The sequence below is a fragment of the Flintibacter sp. SJQ-8 genome (assembly GCF_054108085.1).
Map to the genome: position 1 here is coordinate 76,767 of NZ_JBPJWR010000007.1, position 18,797 is coordinate 95,563.

General features: G+C 53.1%; 15 protein-coding genes and 2 pseudogenes. 1 reads left to right on the plus strand and 16 read right to left on the minus strand.

Translation table 11 applies throughout. The annotated features are described in order from the left end of the window. Positions 1-101: 101 nt before the first annotated feature. The gene (locus ACSAMP_RS04535) at positions 102-971 is read right to left on the minus strand and encodes a sodium/glutamate symporter family protein (RefSeq protein ID WP_457799677.1); all 870 of its coding nucleotides are present in this window, start codon (positions 969-971) and stop codon (positions 102-104) included. Positions 972-978: 7 nt separating this feature from the next. Beyond that, positions 979-1,452, minus strand: a complete 474-nt coding sequence (locus tag ACSAMP_RS04540; RefSeq protein ID WP_457799678.1) for a sodium/glutamate symporter family protein — start codon at positions 1,450-1,452, stop codon at positions 979-981. A 388-nt stretch (positions 1,453-1,840) separates the two neighbouring features. On the opposite strand from ACSAMP_RS04540, the gene ACSAMP_RS04545 reads away from it, so the two are divergent. Further along, positions 1,841-3,343: a xylulokinase gene (locus tag ACSAMP_RS04545; RefSeq protein WP_457799679.1), complete on the plus strand. Its 1,503-nt coding sequence runs from the start codon at positions 1,841-1,843 to the stop codon at positions 3,341-3,343. 513 nt (positions 3,344-3,856) lie between these two features. On the opposite strand, the gene ACSAMP_RS04550 is transcribed toward ACSAMP_RS04545, so the two are convergent. From ACSAMP_RS04550 to ACSAMP_RS04615, 14 genes and pseudogenes are all read right to left on the minus strand, one after another. After that, complete coding sequence (locus tag ACSAMP_RS04550) at positions 3,857-5,047, minus strand: IS256 family transposase (RefSeq protein WP_457799236.1); 1,191 nt, start codon at positions 5,045-5,047, stop codon at positions 3,857-3,859. Between the two features lie 113 nt (positions 5,048-5,160). Beyond that, positions 5,161-5,349, minus strand: coding sequence for a transposase domain-containing protein (locus ACSAMP_RS04555; protein WP_457799680.1), 189 nt, complete (start codon positions 5,347-5,349; stop codon positions 5,161-5,163). Positions 5,350-5,626: 277 nt separating this feature from the next. Further along, on the minus strand, positions 5,627-5,767 hold the full coding sequence (locus tag ACSAMP_RS04560; RefSeq protein ID WP_005936359.1) for a CD1375 family protein: 141 nt from the start codon (positions 5,765-5,767) through the stop codon (positions 5,627-5,629). Then, positions 5,764-5,967, minus strand: a complete 204-nt coding sequence (locus ACSAMP_RS04565; RefSeq protein WP_005936356.1) for a hypothetical protein — start codon at positions 5,965-5,967, stop codon at positions 5,764-5,766. Before ACSAMP_RS04565 ends, ACSAMP_RS04560 begins: the two co-directional genes overlap by 4 nt. Before the next feature lie 44 nt (positions 5,968-6,011). Further along, entirely contained in the window at positions 6,012-6,269 is a 258-nt protein-coding gene (locus tag ACSAMP_RS04570; protein ID WP_457799681.1) for a hypothetical protein, read from the minus strand. A gap of 673 nt (positions 6,270-6,942) precedes the next feature. Then, positions 6,943-10,690, minus strand: a pseudogene (locus ACSAMP_RS04575) (DEAD/DEAH box helicase family protein); the annotation flags it as partial. A gap of 1,763 nt (positions 10,691-12,453) precedes the next feature. Beyond that, complete coding sequence (locus ACSAMP_RS04580; RefSeq protein ID WP_457799682.1) at positions 12,454-13,047, minus strand: LPD11 domain-containing protein; 594 nt, start codon at positions 13,045-13,047, stop codon at positions 12,454-12,456. 68 nt (positions 13,048-13,115) lie between these two features. After that, a complete protein-coding gene (locus ACSAMP_RS04585; RefSeq protein WP_457799683.1) occupies positions 13,116-13,664 on the minus strand; it encodes a TnpV protein in 549 nt (182 codons plus the stop codon). Between the two features lie 645 nt (positions 13,665-14,309). Beyond that, positions 14,310-15,032 (minus strand): annotated as a pseudogene (locus ACSAMP_RS04590) (LPD28 domain-containing protein); the annotation flags it as partial. Positions 15,033-15,126: 94 nt separating this feature from the next. Continuing rightward, complete coding sequence (locus ACSAMP_RS04595) at positions 15,127-15,774, minus strand: YodL domain-containing protein (protein ID WP_457799684.1); 648 nt, start codon at positions 15,772-15,774, stop codon at positions 15,127-15,129. Continuing rightward, on the minus strand, positions 15,771-16,217 hold the full coding sequence (locus ACSAMP_RS04600) for a DUF3846 domain-containing protein (RefSeq protein ID WP_457799685.1): 447 nt from the start codon (positions 16,215-16,217) through the stop codon (positions 15,771-15,773). The genes ACSAMP_RS04595 and ACSAMP_RS04600 overlap by 4 nt, the downstream gene beginning before the upstream one ends. Then, positions 16,214-17,062 carry a hypothetical protein gene (locus ACSAMP_RS04605; RefSeq protein ID WP_457799686.1) on the minus strand — a complete coding sequence of 283 codons (849 nt, stop codon included), beginning with the start codon at positions 17,060-17,062 and terminating at the stop codon, positions 16,214-16,216. Before ACSAMP_RS04605 ends, ACSAMP_RS04600 begins: the two co-directional genes overlap by 4 nt. Further along, complete coding sequence (locus ACSAMP_RS04610) at positions 17,059-18,000, minus strand: ParB/RepB/Spo0J family partition protein (RefSeq protein ID WP_457799687.1); 942 nt, start codon at positions 17,998-18,000, stop codon at positions 17,059-17,061. Before ACSAMP_RS04610 ends, ACSAMP_RS04605 begins: the two co-directional genes overlap by 4 nt. Next, a complete protein-coding gene (locus ACSAMP_RS04615) occupies positions 17,957-18,766 on the minus strand; it encodes a ParA family protein (protein WP_036630767.1) in 810 nt (269 codons plus the stop codon). Before ACSAMP_RS04615 ends, ACSAMP_RS04610 begins: the two co-directional genes overlap by 44 nt. Positions 18,767-18,797: the final 31 nt, after the last annotated feature.

The following is an 18,797-nucleotide window of genomic DNA, read 5'->3' on the forward strand; positions in this document are numbered from 1 at the left end:
GACCTGTATGGAACTGTATTGTGCAAAGCTCTTTGTTTCTCTATCCCTGGAGGCGGCAATCCAACCATTGCCGCCTCTCCAAGTGGTTTAGAGAGGGCACATTACTCGTCCAAACCGTAGCCGCCGCGGCCTGCAAGAGGAACCTTCCCCCACCACGCCTTGCAAACGATCGACACGAGCAGAGATACAATGCAAATCGCAGCTGCACCCCCCACGACTGTCCAGCCCTTGCCGTTAATAAGCATCACTGGCACCAGAGACCAAACAACGATCTCAGCAAAGCTGATCCACGGGGACAAGGCAATATCATCGACCGTAAGAGATCTGTTTTCCGGATCGACGATTCGAAGCAGCACGAAGCCAATAGCAAAAACGCCCGTAGAATAGCCGTAGCAGAAAATGGATCTCTCGAACCAGCTCTTGTTATTCATGCTGGAGCCGAGCGGGATCATTGTCAAAAATACGCAAACGAAGCCAACAATGATCTCAATAAGCAGAGGAACCGCATAGTCGATAATAACTTGAACATTGATCATCGCAACACCGAAAAATACCAGATAGTCTGTTGCTGTACCGGAAATTCGGCTGTTAACGTCTTTATCTATATAGTTGTAGACTGGCGTGTTCTTGAAGATCAAGAAGAAAATCAAGCCCACAATAAAGGCTACAGTGAAATCCGGCGCTCCCGCGACAAGGTAGACCGCGATAATCTTTGAATTGACCAGATAACCGCCGCCGGAGATCAGCAGCACAAGGCAGAGATGGAAGGCAAGGCTCTCCAAGCTGACCGAAGATGTAGTCTCCTCACCCATGGAGCCGCGATTTTCTTTAGCAACCATACCGGTTTTCATGTCACCTGAGATATATTTGAAATCCTTGATATAAGCCGTCCAGCCGCGCTTCGTGCCAATCTTAATAAATGCAAGGCCGCCAAAGATACCTGTCAGAATGCCAACAGTAGCAAAGGTCATGCCAAGGTCACCAGCTTCCGCCCAGCCAAGATCCACGAGAGTCTTGCCGACTGCGGCAGCCGTACCATGTCCGCCGGTAAAGCCGCATACCAAACGCAGGGTTGATATCAGGCACGATTGCTTTGACAATAGTTAAGCAGACTGCGATACCAAGTGCAAACTGCATAAAGTAAATAACATTGCGGTACATAGTGAAGCCAAGAAGTCGCTTACCCATACCGCCGCCAAATCCAGAAAAGCCGTTAAGTCCAACAACACCAAAGATAATGATGATCAGCACTCCCGTATAGGAACCTGCACTGGCAGAAAAAGGGAGAGCATTGAGAAACTGCTTGCCGAGGAAGAGTCCCAAAAAGCCTGCGATCATGCTGGCTGGCATGAAAAACTCTTGGAAAAACTTGATTTTTGCGCGAAGAAATTGGCCAACGAGAATAAGTGCTGATGCAATAGTAAAGTCAACTAATAGATCGTAAACGGTCACTATTTTCTCCTCCTTCTTTATTTATGGGATTGGAAAAAAGGTTTTGCGAAGTATTCGTGTTTTCATCTAGGCATAAGCATTATGCTTAAGAAGCGTCTGCAGCCAACTTCTTATTGGCATTATTATAATCATTATAATAAGTCTTGTAAAGATGTCTTTCCCAATTTCAGTGCACAAAAATCGGTCTATTTTTTGTTGAATACGTCAAATTAACCATCTCTCGGCTGAAAAATCCACCGTGCCTTGTCTAAAATCACACATCCTCTTTCCTGTTTTTGTTTCGCCCACTGTTATTGATTTTTATATATTTATAACTTGACTTATTACAAATGAAATAATTATAATGATATTATTCTAAGGCTTTAAGGAATGGAGGTTGTTTACACGTATGCAAAAGTATATTCTGACGCAAGATATCGGGCTGTTCTCCTGTAAAGCCGCACTCTTTTCAGTGAATGGCACTCTTATCAAAAGCAACGTTGTTCATTACTCTCCACAAAATAGCAACGAAGGCTGGGCATGGCAGTCGCCCGATTTGTGGTGGAGTGCCTTTTGCCAAAACTGCCGCATACTCCTTGCTAATATTCCTTCCAAAAGTGTCGTAGGTGTAAGTATGTGCGGGCAAATGATGGGGTGCCTGCCTGTTGACAAAGACCTGCACCCGATCTGTGATTCCATTACATGGGATGATCGACGCTCATCACGGCAGGTTATGCAAATCGAGCGGCAACTTGGAAATGAAACGATCCATAAAATAACCGGAACCTGTATCGGTGACTCATTTTCCCTTCCCAAGGTACTTTGGATAAAGCAAAACCGACCAGATATTTATGAAAAAGCTTATAAGTTCATTACCTGTAAGGACTATGTCTGCTATATGCTGACCGGCATTCTCTGTACCGACGAGACCTGCGCTGGCTTTACGCAGATGTATGATCTCTATAGTGGGTGCTGGTCAAAATCAATCCTCACCGCATTTGACATAGACGAGGAGAAGCTTCCCGATGTACTTCGTGCCGGCTCTATTATCGGCACATTGACCGAAAGGGCCGCCTCGCAGACAGGGCTTTCAGTCAATACACCAGTCGTGCAGGGCGTTGGCGACGGGCGTGCCCCCGCCGTTGGGTGCGGACTACTTTCTCCAGGTGATGCCTATATCAACCTAGGATCCTGCTCGTGGATCTCTCAATGCACAGACAGTCGCGAGTTTGATTCCATGCACTCGATCACTAAGGCATCTTATCTCAGTTCCGGCCTATATGTTAATGGTGGAACCACCCTATCCGGTCGCCTTTGCCTCAACTGGTTTTGCAATACTTTTCTCAAGCAGGGTAATATGGAGTCTGATTCCCTTGACTTGTTTCTTCAAGAACAACTTGAAAACTCTCCGGTCGGGAGTCGCGGTCTCCTGTTCATGCCTTATCTTCGCGGAGAGCGCGCTCCATGGTGGAGCAGCTCCGCAGGCGGTGGTTTCATAGGTCTCAATTCCCGACACACGAGGTACGACCTGTGCCGAAGCATTCTCGAGGGCGTGTCATTTCAGCTTGCGCAGATCAAAAACCAGATTTCGACGATACAGCCTTTTTCCAGTATGTGCTTAGTTGGTAGTGCCGCATCACAGGCATGGCAGCAAATTCTGTCTGATGTACTTGAAGTTGAGATCACGGCTTTTGACCATTCCAGTCTTATTGGCTGTATCGGCAGCGCTGTAATCTGCGGCGTCGCGCTCGGCGAATTGAACAATTACTCGGACGTTTACTATTTTAGGCAAAATCCAACCATCACTCTCCCAATCGAAAAAAATGTTAAAATGTATCAAGAAATTTTCCCTGCCTTTGAAGACTGTTACTATGCATTGGCCGACATCAGTAAGCATCTCGGTCAACTGTAGCCGTTGCTCTTTCATGATTTCCTAATGAGCGTCTTTTATCATATCCATCTGAGAAAACCGGCAGAATCTCCTCCGCCCAAAGGGTTCACCCATTTTCAGTAATTGTTCCTTCACAGGATTTATGGTGTCAAAGAAGGAACAATCCGTGCCCTCGATATTGTAGTAGTAGGAAGCAAAAGATAAAGATATTGAAGATGGTAAGCAGGTCGTAGAGGCCTTTAATAAGTACGACTGACTCACAAAGGGAATCCAGTGACTAAAGAAACTGGTCGAAATGCAAAAACAAAGGTGCAAGTTTCTACATCATGATAATGAGCTTGTTAGCCCAATGAAAAAGAGGGATACCCAGTAAATGGGTATCCCTCTTCCAGTCTGTCGAGGAACCCGGTCTGCACTCAGGAGCAGAGTAAGCGCTTAATAACCGTACGGGATAAAAGACAGCCGAGGGATCTCGTTAGAGGGTCCCGTCAAGATTTATGCGCAAAATTGTTTGCAGGCTCCGGCTGAGTGAAGTCAGCCGGCAATAGAGGCGTCATCCAGAGCCGCCTCCAGGTGCTTCATATTCATGTATTTCTTGCAGCCCCACTGGGTACCTGCCACATGGCGAAGGCGGGCACAGACCAGCATCAGGGCGGAGTTGCCGTCAGGGAACGTCCCCACCACGCGGGTTCGGCGGCGGATCTCACGGTTCAGCCGCTCGATCACGTTGTTGGTACGGATGCGCGTCCAATGCTCGCTGGGAAAGTCACAATAGGTCAGCGTTTCCTCAATGCCGTCCTCGACTTTCTTGGCGGCCTCCTTCAGCTTCATGGCGCGCAGCTCGGCGACCACGGCTTTTGCCTTCTCGCGGGAGGCCTTTTTGCTCTCCTGGGCGTGGATCGCCTTGAGCATTTTCGCTACAATTTTGACCTTGGATTTGGGCACAACAGAGAAAACATTGCGGTAGAAATGCACCGTGCAGCGTTGATATTTGGCGTCCGGGAACACCTCGCCCACGGCCTCTAACATACCCAGACACTTGTCCCCGACGATGAGCTTCACGCCGTCCAGTCCGCGTCCACGAAGCCACTGGAAGAAACTGACCCAACTGGCCTTGTCCTCTTTCATGCCCTCGGCAGCGCCTAAAACCTCACGAAAACCGTCCTCATTCACGGCGATCGCCACCAAAACAGCAACATTTTCGTACTCTCCGCCCCAGTTGCGGCGCAGGTAGATGCCGTCCACGTAGACGTATGGATAGTGGCCGCCCCGCAAGGGGCGGTTGCGCCAGTCCTCGATGTGAACGTAGGCTTTCTTGTTCAGTTCGCTGATGGTGGCGGGCGAGACCTTGCTGCCCCACAGTGCCTCCGTGATGTCCTCCACACGGCGCACGGAGACGCCTGCCAGGTACATCTCGATGAGGGCCTCCTCCACGCTGCTCTCCCGGCGGCGATACCGCTCGATGATGGCAGTCTCAAAGGATACGCCCTTGAGCCGGGGTACGTGGAGCGTGACATCGCCAGAAGTGGTGGTAAGATTACGGTCATAGTGGCCGCTGCGGTAGCCCTGACGGGCCTCGCTGCGCTCATAGCGGGCCGCCTGCGTCAGGGACTCCGCCTCCTTTTCCAGCAGCTCGTTCAGGGTTTCCTCCACGCTGCCGCGAACCAATTCCTTGATTTGGCCCTTGATTACTTCCTCGTTTAGCTGTACAATTTTCTCGGACATAGTTTGCTGTCTCCTTTCGAATGTTTGTGTGGTAACTTCATTCTACCAGAGCCTGCAAGCTATGTCTTCTTTTATGCTTTTTCCAATTTGCGCAAGTTATTGTACATTATCCGTTAGAGATCCCTCGGTGCATTGATGTTTGTTTTCAGCTCCGTGCAGGCAGCCTGCATGGTCTTGGACCATGGGAGAAACTGCATCAGATTCTCCTGGCTCGGAGTCTTGCCCAAATAGGGCAGTTCTGTCAAAAGCAGTTTCAGATAACGATACGGTTCCAGTCCGTTCGCCTTGGCAGTCTCTACCACTGTGTAAACAATGGCACTGGCGTCTGCCCCCTTCGGCGTATCACAGAACAGCCAGTTTTTTCGCCCTACGGTTGTAGCGCGACACGATTTTTGAGAAATTCGGACAGGATAATTGAGAAAAAATAGCGCCGTTCTAAGAAGAAAATCTTAGGCTCGTCCCACAGCAAACGCGCCCCCCCTTCAAGGTGGTCTGCGTGTACTGCGGGACGAGCCTTTGTGGTTGCCCGGGAAAGATGCAAACTGCCTTTACCTCGGGGTTTTTGCTTCACCGCTTATCTCATTCGTTGGTAGCTTCTTCCTGAGTAGCCAAATACTCAGCAACAGGAATGATATAGGCTTCGGGAAGCTCCTCGATCTCGCGCTTGCCGTTCTTGACGAGAACGGCATAGACGGCGATCATATAGGTCTTAACCTTCATTTCTGCTTACCTCCTTTTTCAAGCATTTCAACACGGGCTTTCAGCTCCGCGTTGGACTGTTCCAGCGCAGCCAGCTCTTCAAAGAGTCCAGCGATCGCCTCGTAGAGGTCGACATTCCGTTCTTCCATCTCCTCTGCCCGGTCACGGGCGATCTTGGAGATAGGTTTTTTCGGAGTCAAATACTTCATAGCTTTATTCATACGCACCTCCGAAACCCGAGATGGAGACTTCACCCTCGAAGCCCTCATTCTTTGTGATGGTGAAACGGATCTAAGTGCTGTATGGTCTTGCCATCTGTGCCTGCTGTTTTGCTTCCTTTATTCTTCTTGATGTTCCGGTATGCCAATTTGATATTTTCCGGCAGGGTGATAATTTCCACCAGCTTGGTGAACATCTTGCCATCCATACTTTCGGCATACAGCTTATCTTGAATTTTCTGGAAATCATAATATTCAGCATGGCGCAGTTTCGATTTCTTCAAAGCCTTTTTCTTTGTTGCCATAGTCGGTCATCACTCACTTTCGTGGGCTTAACCTTTCTTAGTCCTACTCGAACCTATGCGTGTTTGTTAATAATGATATTTTCAATTTACTCTTGACTACAGCCCGTCCCTCCACCGCTTACTTTTTTCACGGCTTCTAAATTCAACCATCGCTGACTGAATACGGTACCATGGCTGCACCTTCCTCCCGGATTAAGAAAAGTTATACTGCACCTTCATTCCTGACGACACAGATTTCCTTTTCATGCTTCATAGCGTGCAATCGCTCCACATCCGGGACTTTCTACGTTCCGATATTCCTATCTGTACATGATGCCCTTAGACTATCCTTTTGGCCAGTATGCTGGATAGCACCTGTAATGCTATAGGGAATTTCATTGCGACCGCCTTACTTTACCCCACATACACCATTTTCATGGCAACGGCATTTCTACCGTTCTTTCTTCTTGACCCATACATTCGGACTTTCGTCAGTGGTTGTCAGCCACATTCTTGTCATAGGCATTTTATAGACCCCCGACCTATAGACCGCACTATCCACCTCTGGACAGCTTTCCACATCTGCCTTACGGCTCTGTTTGGACGGTTCTCAGCCGACTTCAACGTGCTGTGTCAGCGCAGGATATTGCACTCCTTTGCTTCCAACGTAGTATCAGGTGAGCGTTTCAGGGCGTTACCCCATCATTCCACTCTTCAGAATATCAGTTAGGGAAAACTCTGTTTTCCCCGCTACTTTTACCTCCTTACAGGCTTTCGCCCACATAAAGTTTATTTGTAGCAACGTATCGCTACACGGTCGCAAAAAAATCATTTGTGTGGAGCGTTGGTCTGCGGTGCGCTGCCAGATCTCAAACACATTTTCCGCGCACTTGGCGGCTTTGCTGTTGGGGTCACTGGGCAGCATGGGGTTGACGAGCCGCTGATCCAGCGCCAGCTTGCGGCCATCGTTGGTTATCATCAGCATATTGTCCACGCTGCTGTCCACCTCGCGGTTGCGGACTTTCTCAGCGCGCTCCGCCAGCGACGCCACGATCTCTTTCTGATACTCCGATGGCTTCAAGGCGATGTTGTGGTAATGCGCCTCCGGCACGGGGAGTTTGAGCATATCCGCCGTCTGAATGTCCGCCACATTTTTGAATACGCTCATCAGCTCCGGAAGATTATAGAACTTCGCAAACCTTGTTTTGGCGCGGTAGCCGGTTCCCTCGGGAGACAGCTCGATGGCGGTGACGGTCTCGCCGTAGTTCGCCGCCCAGCTATCGAAGTGCTGCAAGCCCTGCTCCTGCAAGGCGTTCATCTGCAAATATCGCTGAATGGTGTAAAGCTCCACCATGCTGTTGGAAATGGGGGTGCCGGTGGCAAAGATAATGCCGCGCCCTCCGGTGATTTCGTCCAAATAGCGGCACTTCATAAAGAGGTCTGAGCTTTTCTGCGCCTCGGTCTGGGCAATACCTCCCACATTCCGCATTTTCGTGTAGAGAAAGAGGTTTTTGAAATAATGGCTCTCGTCGATGAAGATACGGTCAACGCCCAATTCCTCAAAGGTGACCACATCGTCCTTGCGGCTCTGGTCGTTCAGCTTGTCGATCTTGGCTTGCAGGCCCTTCTTGGTTTTCTCCATCTGCTTGATGGTGAACTTCTCCGCTTTTTCTCGCTTGGCTTCGGAAATGCCCATCATAATTTCGTCGATCTGCTGTTCCAGAATGGCCCGCTGGCGCTCTACACTCATGGGGATCTTCTCAAACTGGCTATGCCCGATAATAATGGCATCGTAGTCGCCGGTGGCGATCCTACCACAGAATTTCTTGCGGTTTTTGGTTTCAAAATCCTTACGGGTAGCGACAAGGATGTTCGCTGCCGGATAGAGCTGCAAAAACTCAGTGGCCCACTGCTCCGTCAGGTGGTTAGGCACCACAAAGAGGGACTTCTGACACAGGCCCAGCCGCTTTGACTCCATCGCCGCCGCGACCATTTCAAATGTCTTACCGGCACCCACTACATGAGCCAGCAAAGTATTTCCACCGTAGAGAATGTGGGCGATGGCGTTGACCTGGTGCTTGCGGAGCGTGATCTCCGGGTTCATGCCTGAAAAGCTGATGTGACTGCCATCATACTCACGGGGACGGTTGCTGTTGAACAGAATATTATAGGTCTTACAGATAGCCTCGCGCCGGTCCGGGTCTTTCCAGATCCACTCGGCAAAGGCATCCTTGATCAGCTCCTGCTTGCTCTGTGCGATGGCGGTTTCCTTCTTGTTGAGGGCAGCGGTTTTCCTGCCATCGGCATCGTACACATAATCGAAAATACGGACATCTTTCAGGTTCAAAGTGTCCTCGATGATTTCATAGGCGTTGATGCGTTTGGTGCCGTAGGTGCTGATGGCCTTGACATTGCCGCGATCCGTGCTTTTACCTTCAATGCGCCATTCACCGGTGATGCCGGAATAGTGGACTTTCATGCTCCACTGGGCACTGCGCGGTGTTCCCAGCGTTTCAAAGATAAATCGGCGGATATATTCGGTGTCCAGCCATGTTGCGCCCAGTCGGACGGAGATCTCGCTGGCAGTGAGGTCGGTGGGCTGCACCCGCGCCAATGCCTCGGCGTTGATCTGATACTGCGGGTCCTGTTCCACCTTGCCTTGGGCAACAGCCAATTTCTGACGCACATTGCCGGAGAGGTATTCATCTGCGGGCAGGTATTTCTCATGCCCATCGTTCTCGCCGGTGTAAGCGGGGTTCAAAAAAATCACGCCCTTGAGGTCAGAAAACAGCGTTTCCTCATCCTTGCCGGTGAGCCTGCCCATATAGTCCATATCCACATGGGCTTTCTCCCCGATAGACAGCGCCAGCGCCTCCACAGCTGTGTCTACCTTTTCAGCGGGTTTGTGACTGCGGATGGTGCGCTTGGTGAACAGGTCCGCCTTCCTTTTCAGGTTCCGGTCCTCGTCCAGAATTTCCAGCGAACACAGCAGAAAATAGGAGCTATCCTGGTCAAACGCGATGGCGTTGCCGCGGGAATTGATGAGTCCATATTTCCGGGTAAAGGCATCGTAGAGGGTATTCAGCTTGGCTTGCTGCGCCTTGATCTCCTCATCGGGATAGTCCTCGGTCTGGTATTCCAACAGCGTCCGCACACAGTCCCGCAGCTCGATCATGCCGCGGATTCTGCTCTCTGCCGTCTTGGATACCTCCACCGGGTTCATGCGGCTGTTTTCGCGGTAGTAGATCTGGCCGTCCACCAGTGTATAGGAAAAATTGCGGACGGCAGGATCGGCCTCAATGGAATGATCCTCGCCCTCCAGCTCCTCCTCCCGGTCATAGGCGGTGATCTCGCCGTGGACAAGGTGAATTTTGCCGAAGGCAAAAGAGAGGGTGCCCTGGGGCATATTCTGAACGGCCTCCGCCAGCAGTGCTTCCAGCGGCTGCTCCGGGTACGGCTCACAGGTGGGCGTGGGGCCGAACGGCCCGGACACCATCTTCATCTCGCCCAAGATCATATCCGGGTGGTCGATGAAGTAGCTGTTCATCTGGATGCCGTTTTCATTGGTGGCAAGATGCACCCATTCCGGTTCTATATCCACCATGCGCTCACGCTTTTGCAAAAACAGAATGTCTGAAACGACCTCGGTGCCCGCCGCGGCCTTGAACACATTGTTGGGCAGGCGGATCGCCCCCAGCAGTTCCGCTCGCTGTGCGATGTATTTTCGCGCGCTGGCGGTGCGCGTCCATGGTGTAGCTGGAGGTCACAACGGCGATGACACCGCCCGGTCTGACCTGATCCAGCGCTTTGGCCACGAAATACTCATGGATGGGGAAATTCAGCCGGTCATAGCGTTTGTCCGGCACATGGAACTGGCCGAAGGGGACATTGCCAATGGCAACATCAAAAAAGTTATCCGGGAAGGCAGTTTTCTCATAGCCCTGCACCGCAATACTGCTTTTCTGATAAAGCTGGCGGGCGATGCGTCCGGAGAGATCGTCCAGTTCCACGCCGTAGAGCTTGCTGCCGCTCATGCTTTCCGGCAGCATACCGAGAAAATTGCCGATACCGCAGGACGGCTCCAGAATGTTGCCCTGCGTGAAGCCCATCTGCCCCAAGGCGGCATAGATGCCGCGGATGACCACAGGCGGCGTAAAGAACGCCGTCAGCGTGGATTCGCGGGCGGCGGCGTATTCGGCGTCCGTCAGCAGGTCTTTCAACTCATTGTAGCGTGGGTTCTTTTCGTCAAAGAAGTCCGCCAGACCGCCCCAGCCCACATACTGCGCCAGCACCGCCTGTTCCTCCGCTGTGGCGCTGCGGTTCTCCGCCTCCACGGTTTTCAGGGTACGGATGGCGTCCAGATTGCGCTGAAAACGCTCCAGCGGCGCGCCCTCTCCGATGTGGTCATCGGTGATGCGATAGTTGCTGCCGTTCGTGTCCAGAGGATACGCCAGTGTGTTCCGCTTTTCCTTCCTCGGCGGCGTAAGTACCACGGTGGGTTCGCCTGCCTGCGGTGGCTCTGGTTCGATAGTCGGTGTGGTTTCCTGCGGCACGGGTTCAGCAGAAAATTCAGCTTGTTCCTGCTGTGGCGTATCGTGCCGATGGTTGAACAGGCTGAAAGTGCCGTCCACATACTCCGAAAGCCGATCCTTTGCGCGCTGAACGGAGCTGTAATGGCGGTCATCCTCCGGCAAGTCATCCAGCCGGGAAGTCAGTGCCGCCAGCATATCCGCAGTCTTGCCCTTATCTTGCAGCTGCTCCTCGATCATGGGAAGCGCATCGTAATAATCCGCACTCTTGGGATAGGGACGCGGAACATCGTCGGGCGCATTGTAAAAACCGTTATAGACGGTCCGAGCCAACTGCCCACGCTCATATTCCGGGATTTTGGCGATAGCATCCTCGCCGGGGAATCGTTTCTGCGCGATCAGGCGCTCATACTCCTTGACCACATTGGGGATCGTCAGATGGACGGTATCATATTTCTTGGAATTGTAGTCCCGTTCGTAGTCCAGCCCTTTGTAAGTCTTGGTGTATCCATACCCGGCGCGGGCTCCGCCACTGTACTCGCCAAAGCTGCCCCTGATGAATTTCTGGCGTTCCTCCGGCGTGTGAGGATAGCAGAAATGGGAATAGATCGTCAGCCGGCTTTCGACGCCCTCCCGCAAAAAGTGCTGGTCGAGCTCGTCCTGCGTGATGAACATTTTGCATTGCCGCAGGAAGCTGGGCTGAGCATCAAAGTGTCGTTCCTCGTATGGCAGGTCGTTGAGGATGATGCCGATGCGGTGGGTGTTATACGCTGAAAGACGGTAACGCAGAATGGATGGATCATCATAATAAGCGTCGAGAAAAGCGTGGTATTCCTGCGCCAGCATTTGTAGGCCACCATCCGTCTTTGCGAACGCGACCATGTCCTCGTCCAGTTCCGGGTAGCCCTTGTGCTGGTCGTGGATGGCCAAAGTCTGCGGGAGCAGCCCCATGTCCCGGCCTTCCTTGGTCAGGTCACGGGCTGTCATCAGGAGGGCGTCCATTGCTTCGTGCAGCACCTTGTCAGGGGCCTGTGTCAGTTCGGCGGCGGAGAGATAGATCCCGGCCCGTAGCAGCCCCAAAATGCGGCCCGCCGCCAGTCCCCATGAGACCACGGTTTTGCTGTATCCGGTGCGGACGCTGTCGCCTTGGGCGAGGTGGATGCCGTCCTCCAGAAACCAAACGGCATATTTGCGGCCTTCGTACTCGATGCCGCGCCCATTTTCTGTGCCAAACTCCCGACGCAGAAACGCTATATTTTCCTGTTCAGAATGCTCCCGCATATAGAACATCGCAATGCGTTCGGCGCTGCCGGGTTCGTTTCCGGCCGTGTAAAGCACCTGGTCAATGACCTCCTGCGGAACCGTGCGCGCCGGGGCCAGAATGCCGGAGGGCGCATCTGCCGGAGCCTCGTACACCGGAGCGTCGCCGCCCATGTCGAATAGGGCAAGCTGCTCTACGACGATTGGGGCGTTTTGCAGGCCCAGCTTGATCTTGTACTCACCGCGCTCGATCAGGCCCTCGGTCATTTCGGTGATGACCGGCCATGAAAAAACAGACTCCGAAGTGCGGGAGAGATAGCTGCCCTCCCACATCAAAAGTCCGTCTTTCTCGGCATGGTAGCCTGTCCGAACACCGTCGGTCAGTACCTCCACCCATATATCGTTGTAGCTGTTTTTTAAGAACTCCGTGCGTTCCGCAAGGCTCTTGTGCGCTTAAAGTATTCAAAAATCTCCTGTCGCTTGTGCTTGCGCCCGCCGTTGTCCAGCAGATTCGCTTCAATGAGGTGCATATCCAGAAAGGCGGGCAGTTCTGCGGCATTTTGCTGTGCGGTGTCATGCTCCAGTGCAAAGGCTGCTGCCTGTTCCTGTGCCTTTTCGTCCGGGTAATCACCGTAGACGCGGAGGCACTGGTGTGTTTCGGCATCATAGACGGCAGCGCCGTCGTATGCAAAGCCGTCTTCCTCCATCGTACCGGCAACATAGCCCTGCGCCGCAGCCTCCGCTTCTTCCAACGTTTGATAGTCCAGCTTATCGTCAAAGCCGTTTTCAATATGGTGATAGGCTGCGACCTGATAGGGTGCGGCCATCTGCGCGGCATATCGGTCAATGGCTTCTGCGGTCAGCCATTCCGGTTTTTCCGGGAGGGCGTCATACAGCTCCCGCATTTTTTTGATCTGCGCGTGGACATTGCCTGCCCACAAATGCTTTTCACTCCGGCCACCGGCGCCGAGGAAGTAGTCACAGTCGGCGCGCAAACGGTCCAGCAGCACATAATCCCCGCTGTGATCGACAAAGGCAGGAAGTTCATCACTTCCTGCCTCTGTGGGTTCTTCGGTTGTCAGGCGTAGATCAGGTCGGTCAGCGCCAGTTCCTCCGCGCTGTGCCGGAGATTGTTCATCAGGCCCGTCCAGCGCAGGGGATCGGCCGCCTTCAATTCCTCCGTCACGCCCTCGTTCTGTGCCATCTGCGCCACGGTCTGCTCCACCATCTTCCGCGCGGTCTGCTCGATCTCTGCCAGATGCTCCGTCAGCTTGCCGCTGGTCTTGAGGTTGGTGTAAAGCACCCTGCGGTGCTTCATCAGATATTCTCTCCGCAGCTCCGCGTACTTGCCCAGATGCACCTCCGGCGTCTGCGGCATCAGCAGGTTCGGCACCTGAAAGCCGTTCTGCATCCTGTAAGTGACCTCCATGCTGTTCGCTCCTTTCATGGGGTGTTTCGTGTTGTTCTGTGCGGCCATCATAACTGATTCTCGTGCGGTTTGCAAAAAACTGATCCCGCTGGGCCTGCATGACCGTTCGGCTGATCTCCCGCAGGCCCATCTCCGCGATGTCGCTGGTAGCGATGCCCAGGGCGTTGATGGTGGGCGGCGTGTTGAATTCGTAGACATGGGCAAATTCGTCAGCGGTGAAATAATCGTCTGCCCGTAAGCCGAGGCGGGTCATCAGCATATATGCCACGCTGACCTCCAGCGCGTCCCGGTAGAACACCTCCAGGTTGAGGTCATCCAGCTCCTCCAGCAGACTGTCCTCCCGGCACTCCCGCAGGTCTTGCAGGTAATCCGTGATGTTGTCCGCTACGGCGTTGTGGCAGGCGGAACGCACGGCGTCCGCAAGATTTTCTTTTTCGGTCAGGTTGCCGAAGGTGGCTTCTAATGTTTCAATGACCTCCGGCTCAAAGGCCGGGTGCATCGTCCAGATGGGCAGTGGACGGGCAAAACGGGACGCATGGGTATCCGACACGTCGAAGTAGAGCTTCAGACAGTTTTGCCCGTCATCACCAAATACGGCAATGCTCTTGGCCCCGCGATTGACCCAGCGGCCAAACTGACGATTCCAGCGCTCCATCTCAAGGACCGCCGTGGCGTCCGGGCGTTGTGCGTAGATCAAAAGCTGCTCATCGAAGGGGCATTTGTAGTTATAGCAGGCTGCGCGGAGAAAAACCGTCCAGCTTTGATAGCTGCCGGTGACGCTCTGCACGGTCTGGTCATATAGCTCTGTGATAAGCTGAAATTTGGTTGGCAAGTTGGCACCTCCTATCTCTCCGGCTCCGCTCGCTTCTTAGCATGGGAGCGCGCTTTGTTTTTCAGCTGTGCGCGGTATTTCTCGAAGGTAGCACGCTGATAGCAGTACATATAAAAATTATAATCGCCCTTTGTCGGCGTACAGCGCAGCATATACACATACTGCTTGCTTTCCACCAGAAACGCGCAGGACGGAAGCACTGCATTTTTGATCTCACAGCTATTTCGGTATCGCTTATAGCAAAATTGCATGGCATTGAGATCGTGCAGCGGAGAATCCGGCTGTTCCCGCAGCCAGTTTACAGTGCGGTCAATATCGGCCTTAAACTCCGGCGTGTTCAGCCTGTCTGCCTGGTGGGGCCACCATGTTGTGTAAAACTGCTTGCCGCTGCCAAAATCACCCCGCAGGTGTCCAATACAGCCAGTGGTCTTGTCCTGATCCTCACTGCGGGAGAAATAGAGAGCGTGCAGCGCAGGCTCATTGACGCTGTAAAAGTCAATGACATCCTTATCACTGGCGGGATATTTCTCCTGAAATTCCGCAAGGGTACGGCATCCGCCATCTTGAAAGGAAAGGCTGCCGCTCTCCAGCGGAATCCACCCGTCAAGGGGAAGCTGGAATGGCTCACGGGTGAGAACGGTGCCATAGAAGTTGACCATGAGACTCCGTGACAGTTCTATCGGCTCACCCCAATCTGCATCGCCATGGCGCAGCTCGTAGCGATATACGCCTTCTGGTACGGTGCTCGGTCAATGCGGCATTCCGTAAACAACGCCGGTCGGTCAAAAATCGTGACCTCCTGGTAGGTCACTTTCTGCGCGTCATAGCTCATCTGGCTTCACCTCGCTCTTTGTGTTTCTTTTGCACTCTCTGTTGTGCTAAAAACTCCGGGACCTCCTTGAAACCGATGATATCTGCGTAGTAGGCGGTTTTCCTTCCACCTTGCGTCAGTACCACGATGTCGCTTACGGACAGAGAGCGCATCCGACGGGCAAAGGGTCGGTGGTCGCTGTTGTGCTTTGTCCACAGATGCTCCAGCGAGTTTTCCTTTGCGTACATACCGGCGTAAGAACGCTGATAATCAGAGTTCTGGAGTTTTCCCTTTGCCTCTGCATAAGGCCGGAAACAGTAGTCTACATCAGCGATTGCAGGGATTTGGTAGATTTCATAGGTGCCGATCTCGGCGCTGATTTTCGGCGTTCTGGGAACATAGGTGTTGCCGTTGCGTTCCTGCATTTCCGCAAACTCGCAAATATGATAGGCGGAGTTGCCGATGCAGACATGGCAATCGTCAATGTACTTACAGGGCAAAACCATCTTTTCACCGTCAAAGCGGGTAATGACGATGCTTTCCCCGTCCTTGATGGTAAAGAGCGTGTGGTATTCGCTATCGATGAAGCGGATCATGCGCCCATCCTTGTTAGGGTTTGGAAAGGCGATAACGCCCATGATATTGACCGGCTCACGGTCACTCATCGTGCTTCACCTCGTTCTTTTGTGGATTTTTTCACCTGCGGCTCCGGCATGGGAATGACGGTCAAACGTTCACCCATCTTAATAAAGGCTTCCGGGCAATGAAATAACTTTTTATATTTCTCCATCAGTGCAGGTGCTAAGGACGTAAAATTAGATTCCCCAAGGCCGACAACCAGAAAAGGCCCCGCCACAATATCATAAATATCGTTATCCTCATCCCGGAGCGCGCGGTTCAACGGCAAACCGTTCAGCTTTCCTTCTTCGTTTACAATCAGAGCCACAGGATCTTCATACGGGTATACGGCTTCGATATAGCCGCCAACCGCTCGCTGCAATGCATCAAGGTCGTTTTCAATTTCAATACACTTGGGTTTCTCCCCTGGTTTGATACGCAAAACGGTCATCTTTTCTTTCGTGATGTCTACCGGCTCACGGTCTCTCATCGTGATTCACCTCTTTCTTTTTTCGGCGTGGTGCGATTTTGTTCTTGCTGCGCCGTGCGATTTTGTTGCTTTTTGTATTCATTTCCGGCCCGTTCACAGAAATCCTCGATGCAGAAGCTGCGGTCAGAGCGGTAATGGCCCCAAAAGAAGTTGGGCGGACCATCGCCATCGTTTTTGCAGTTGCGCTGCCATGTGACAAATGAATCTGGGGCCTTATCGCACTCTCCCATGACGAACTCCGCGCTGCCGACGTGAACGCGAGCGGTGATGTGGTATTCCTGATTGACTGCTTCGCCCACTACATAGCTGCCGTGTTCTAACTGGATGGTGCAGCTCTCGTTTTGTGCAAAGGTCGCTGCCACCGGCATGACCGGCACTCCACGCACCAGATCCGGCAGCATGATGAACTGCGACCTTTGGCTCATCAGTTCTTGCGGCAGTTTGTCCATGGGCAGATAAAAGTGCTGTTTGCCCATGATCTCATAGCACAGTAAGAAACTGCTGACGGGATAGTACACGCTCATGATTGGGTCTTTGATATGGCCTTGGACGATGTTGGAATTCACATATCTTGCGTTGTCCAAATACCATTGCGGGTTCGCGCCTGGTGTATTCCAGCCGAACATGGAGCCTGCCAGCATTGCCGCTTCCTGAATATCCGTGATGCCGCGCCGCACATTATGGCTGCTGGCGATCTCGCGGTTTTCCTCCCGGCTTCCGGTATCCCACTCAGAGGGATAATAGCCGTGCTCACCGCACCGGATGATAATAAGCTGCCCGCTGGACGGCAGAATGGAAAAACAGGTTTCCGGCAGCTCGTTCCTGCGCATCGGTTCATTCCTCATCGCGCCTGCTCCTGTTGCCGCTTGCGGTGCCAGCCCTCCAGCAGCTTGATGATGACATCCTCCATCTGCTTCGGGGTGTAGCTGGCGGGAAAGTATTTTTGCAGGCGGTCGTTGCGGATGGTGACCTTGCGCTCCAACGGCTTTTCCTCCCGCATGATGAGGTCGATGATGTTATTCTCCAGCTTGCCTTCACCGCTGAGCTGCTTGAGCCGTTGGGCCTGTCCCAGCGACGGGGATACCTCGTCACGCTCCATGACCAGCAGAAGGTAGGTCTGTTCTTTTTCGGACAGGTGAGAGAGAAAATCCGCCGCGGGAACGAACTTGAGCGTTCCCGCGTCCACCGCGTCCAACAGCGGAGGGATCAGCTTATTCAGGCGCACATAGCGCTGAATTTGCGATGTACTTTCGTTGACTTGCTCTGCCAAAATTTCTTTTGACTTGCCACGAAAATAATGGGGGCCAACTTGGTCCCCATTTTCTCTTGAAGGCCGTCCAGCCTGCCGTTTCATGGCGTCCAGCTTCAGCTTGTAGGCTTTGGCTTTCTCGCTGGGCAGTAAGTCCTCACGGTTGATGTTGTAATCCACCACGAGGATGTCCGCTTCCTCGTCACTGTAATTGCGGACGAGGACGGGGCGGGTATCCAGCCCCACAGCCTTCGCGCAGTAATCGCGCCGGTGACCGGAAATGATCTCATATCCGCCAGCATCGCGGGGGCGGACGATCAACGGCTCCGCGATGCCGATATGCTCAATGCTGTCCATGAGGCGCACCAAATCAGGTGTGGGACGGTCGATGGTGTACGGTTGGCGGGAATACGGGAAAACCTCTGCTGCGGGAACGATCTGAATCCGCTCCTGCCGGTCGGCTTCACGCTCTGCGTCCGTTTTGAACAGGTCATCGTACCGGGTCAGTTCGATGCCGCTTAATTTGCTTGCCAAGGCTCAACACCTCCCTCGTCAGATTTTCATACGCCAGCGCCGCCTTGCCGCTGCGGTCATGGTCGTAAATGCTTTTGTTTTCCACGCTGATCTCCGCTGCCTTGATGGAACGGGGAATTTCGCTTGCGAACACATGACCGCCATAGGTCTTGCGGACAAGTGCGTTGATCTCCCGCGCCAGTGTGGTACGGCTGTCCACCATGGTCAGCACAATGCCGTCCACCTCCAGCTTCGGGTTGAGCTGGCGTTTCACGCGGGTAATGGTCCGCAAAAGCTGCTCCAGTCCCTTCGCTGGGAGGTACTGCGCCTGCACGGGGATGATCACGCTGTCCGCCGCAGTCAGGGCGTTGATGGTCAGCATACCGAGGGACGGCATACAGTCGATGAGCGCGTAGTCATAGCGATCTGCTACTGTGGACAGATATTGCCGCAGTACCGTTTCCCGGCTCATGGTGTTGACCAGCGTGACCTCCAGTGCCGACAGCTCGATATTGGCGGGAACAAGGTGGACGCCGGACAGATGATGCAAGATGCCCTCACCGGGAGCGATGGGCTGCTCTGCGATGATCTTCTCCATCAGGGTGGAGAGCGTGGGGGATAATTCGTCGGGCTGCGGCCAGCCCAACATCTGCGTGAGATTGCCTTGTGCATCGGCGTCGATCAGCAGGACTTTTTTACCTTGCCGAGAAAGACCAATGCCGAGGCTGGCGGCTGTGGTGGTCTTACCCACGCCGCCCTTCTGATTTGCCAGTGCGATTGTTTTCACGGGTTCGATGCTCCTTTCAGTCGTAAAATGG

Coding starts and splice junctions, on each gene's coding strand:
- ACSAMP_RS04605 (WP_457799686.1), bottom strand. CDS start 17,062: ATGAGGAATGAACCGATGCGCAGGAACGAGCTGCCGGAAACCTGTTTT.
- ACSAMP_RS04545 (WP_457799679.1), top strand. CDS start 1,841: ATGCAAAAGTATATTCTGACGCAAGATATCGGGCTGTTCTCCTGTAAA.
- ACSAMP_RS04560 (WP_005936359.1), bottom strand. CDS start 5,767: ATGAAGGTTAAGACCTATATGATCGCCGTCTATGCCGTTCTCGTCAAG.
- ACSAMP_RS04565 (WP_005936356.1), bottom strand. CDS start 5,967: ATGAATAAAGCTATGAAGTATTTGACTCCGAAAAAACCTATCTCCAAG.
- ACSAMP_RS04585 (WP_457799683.1), bottom strand. CDS start 13,664: ATGTCTACGAATTCAACACGCCGCCCACCATCAACGCCCTGGGCATCG.
- ACSAMP_RS04600 (WP_457799685.1), bottom strand. CDS start 16,217: ATGAGAGACCGTGAGCCGGTAGACATCACGAAAGAAAAGATGACCGTT.
- ACSAMP_RS04595 (WP_457799684.1), bottom strand. CDS start 15,774: ATGAGTGACCGTGAGCCGGTCAATATCATGGGCGTTATCGCCTTTCCA.
- ACSAMP_RS04570 (WP_457799681.1), bottom strand. CDS start 6,269: ATGGCAACAAAGAAAAAGGCTTTGAAGAAATCGAAACTGCGCCATGCT.
- ACSAMP_RS04535 (WP_457799677.1), bottom strand. CDS start 971: ATGACCTTTGCTACTGTTGGCATTCTGACAGGTATCTTTGGCGGCCTT.
- ACSAMP_RS04550 (WP_457799236.1), bottom strand. CDS start 5,047: ATGTCCGAGAAAATTGTACAGCTAAACGAGGAAGTAATCAAGGGCCAA.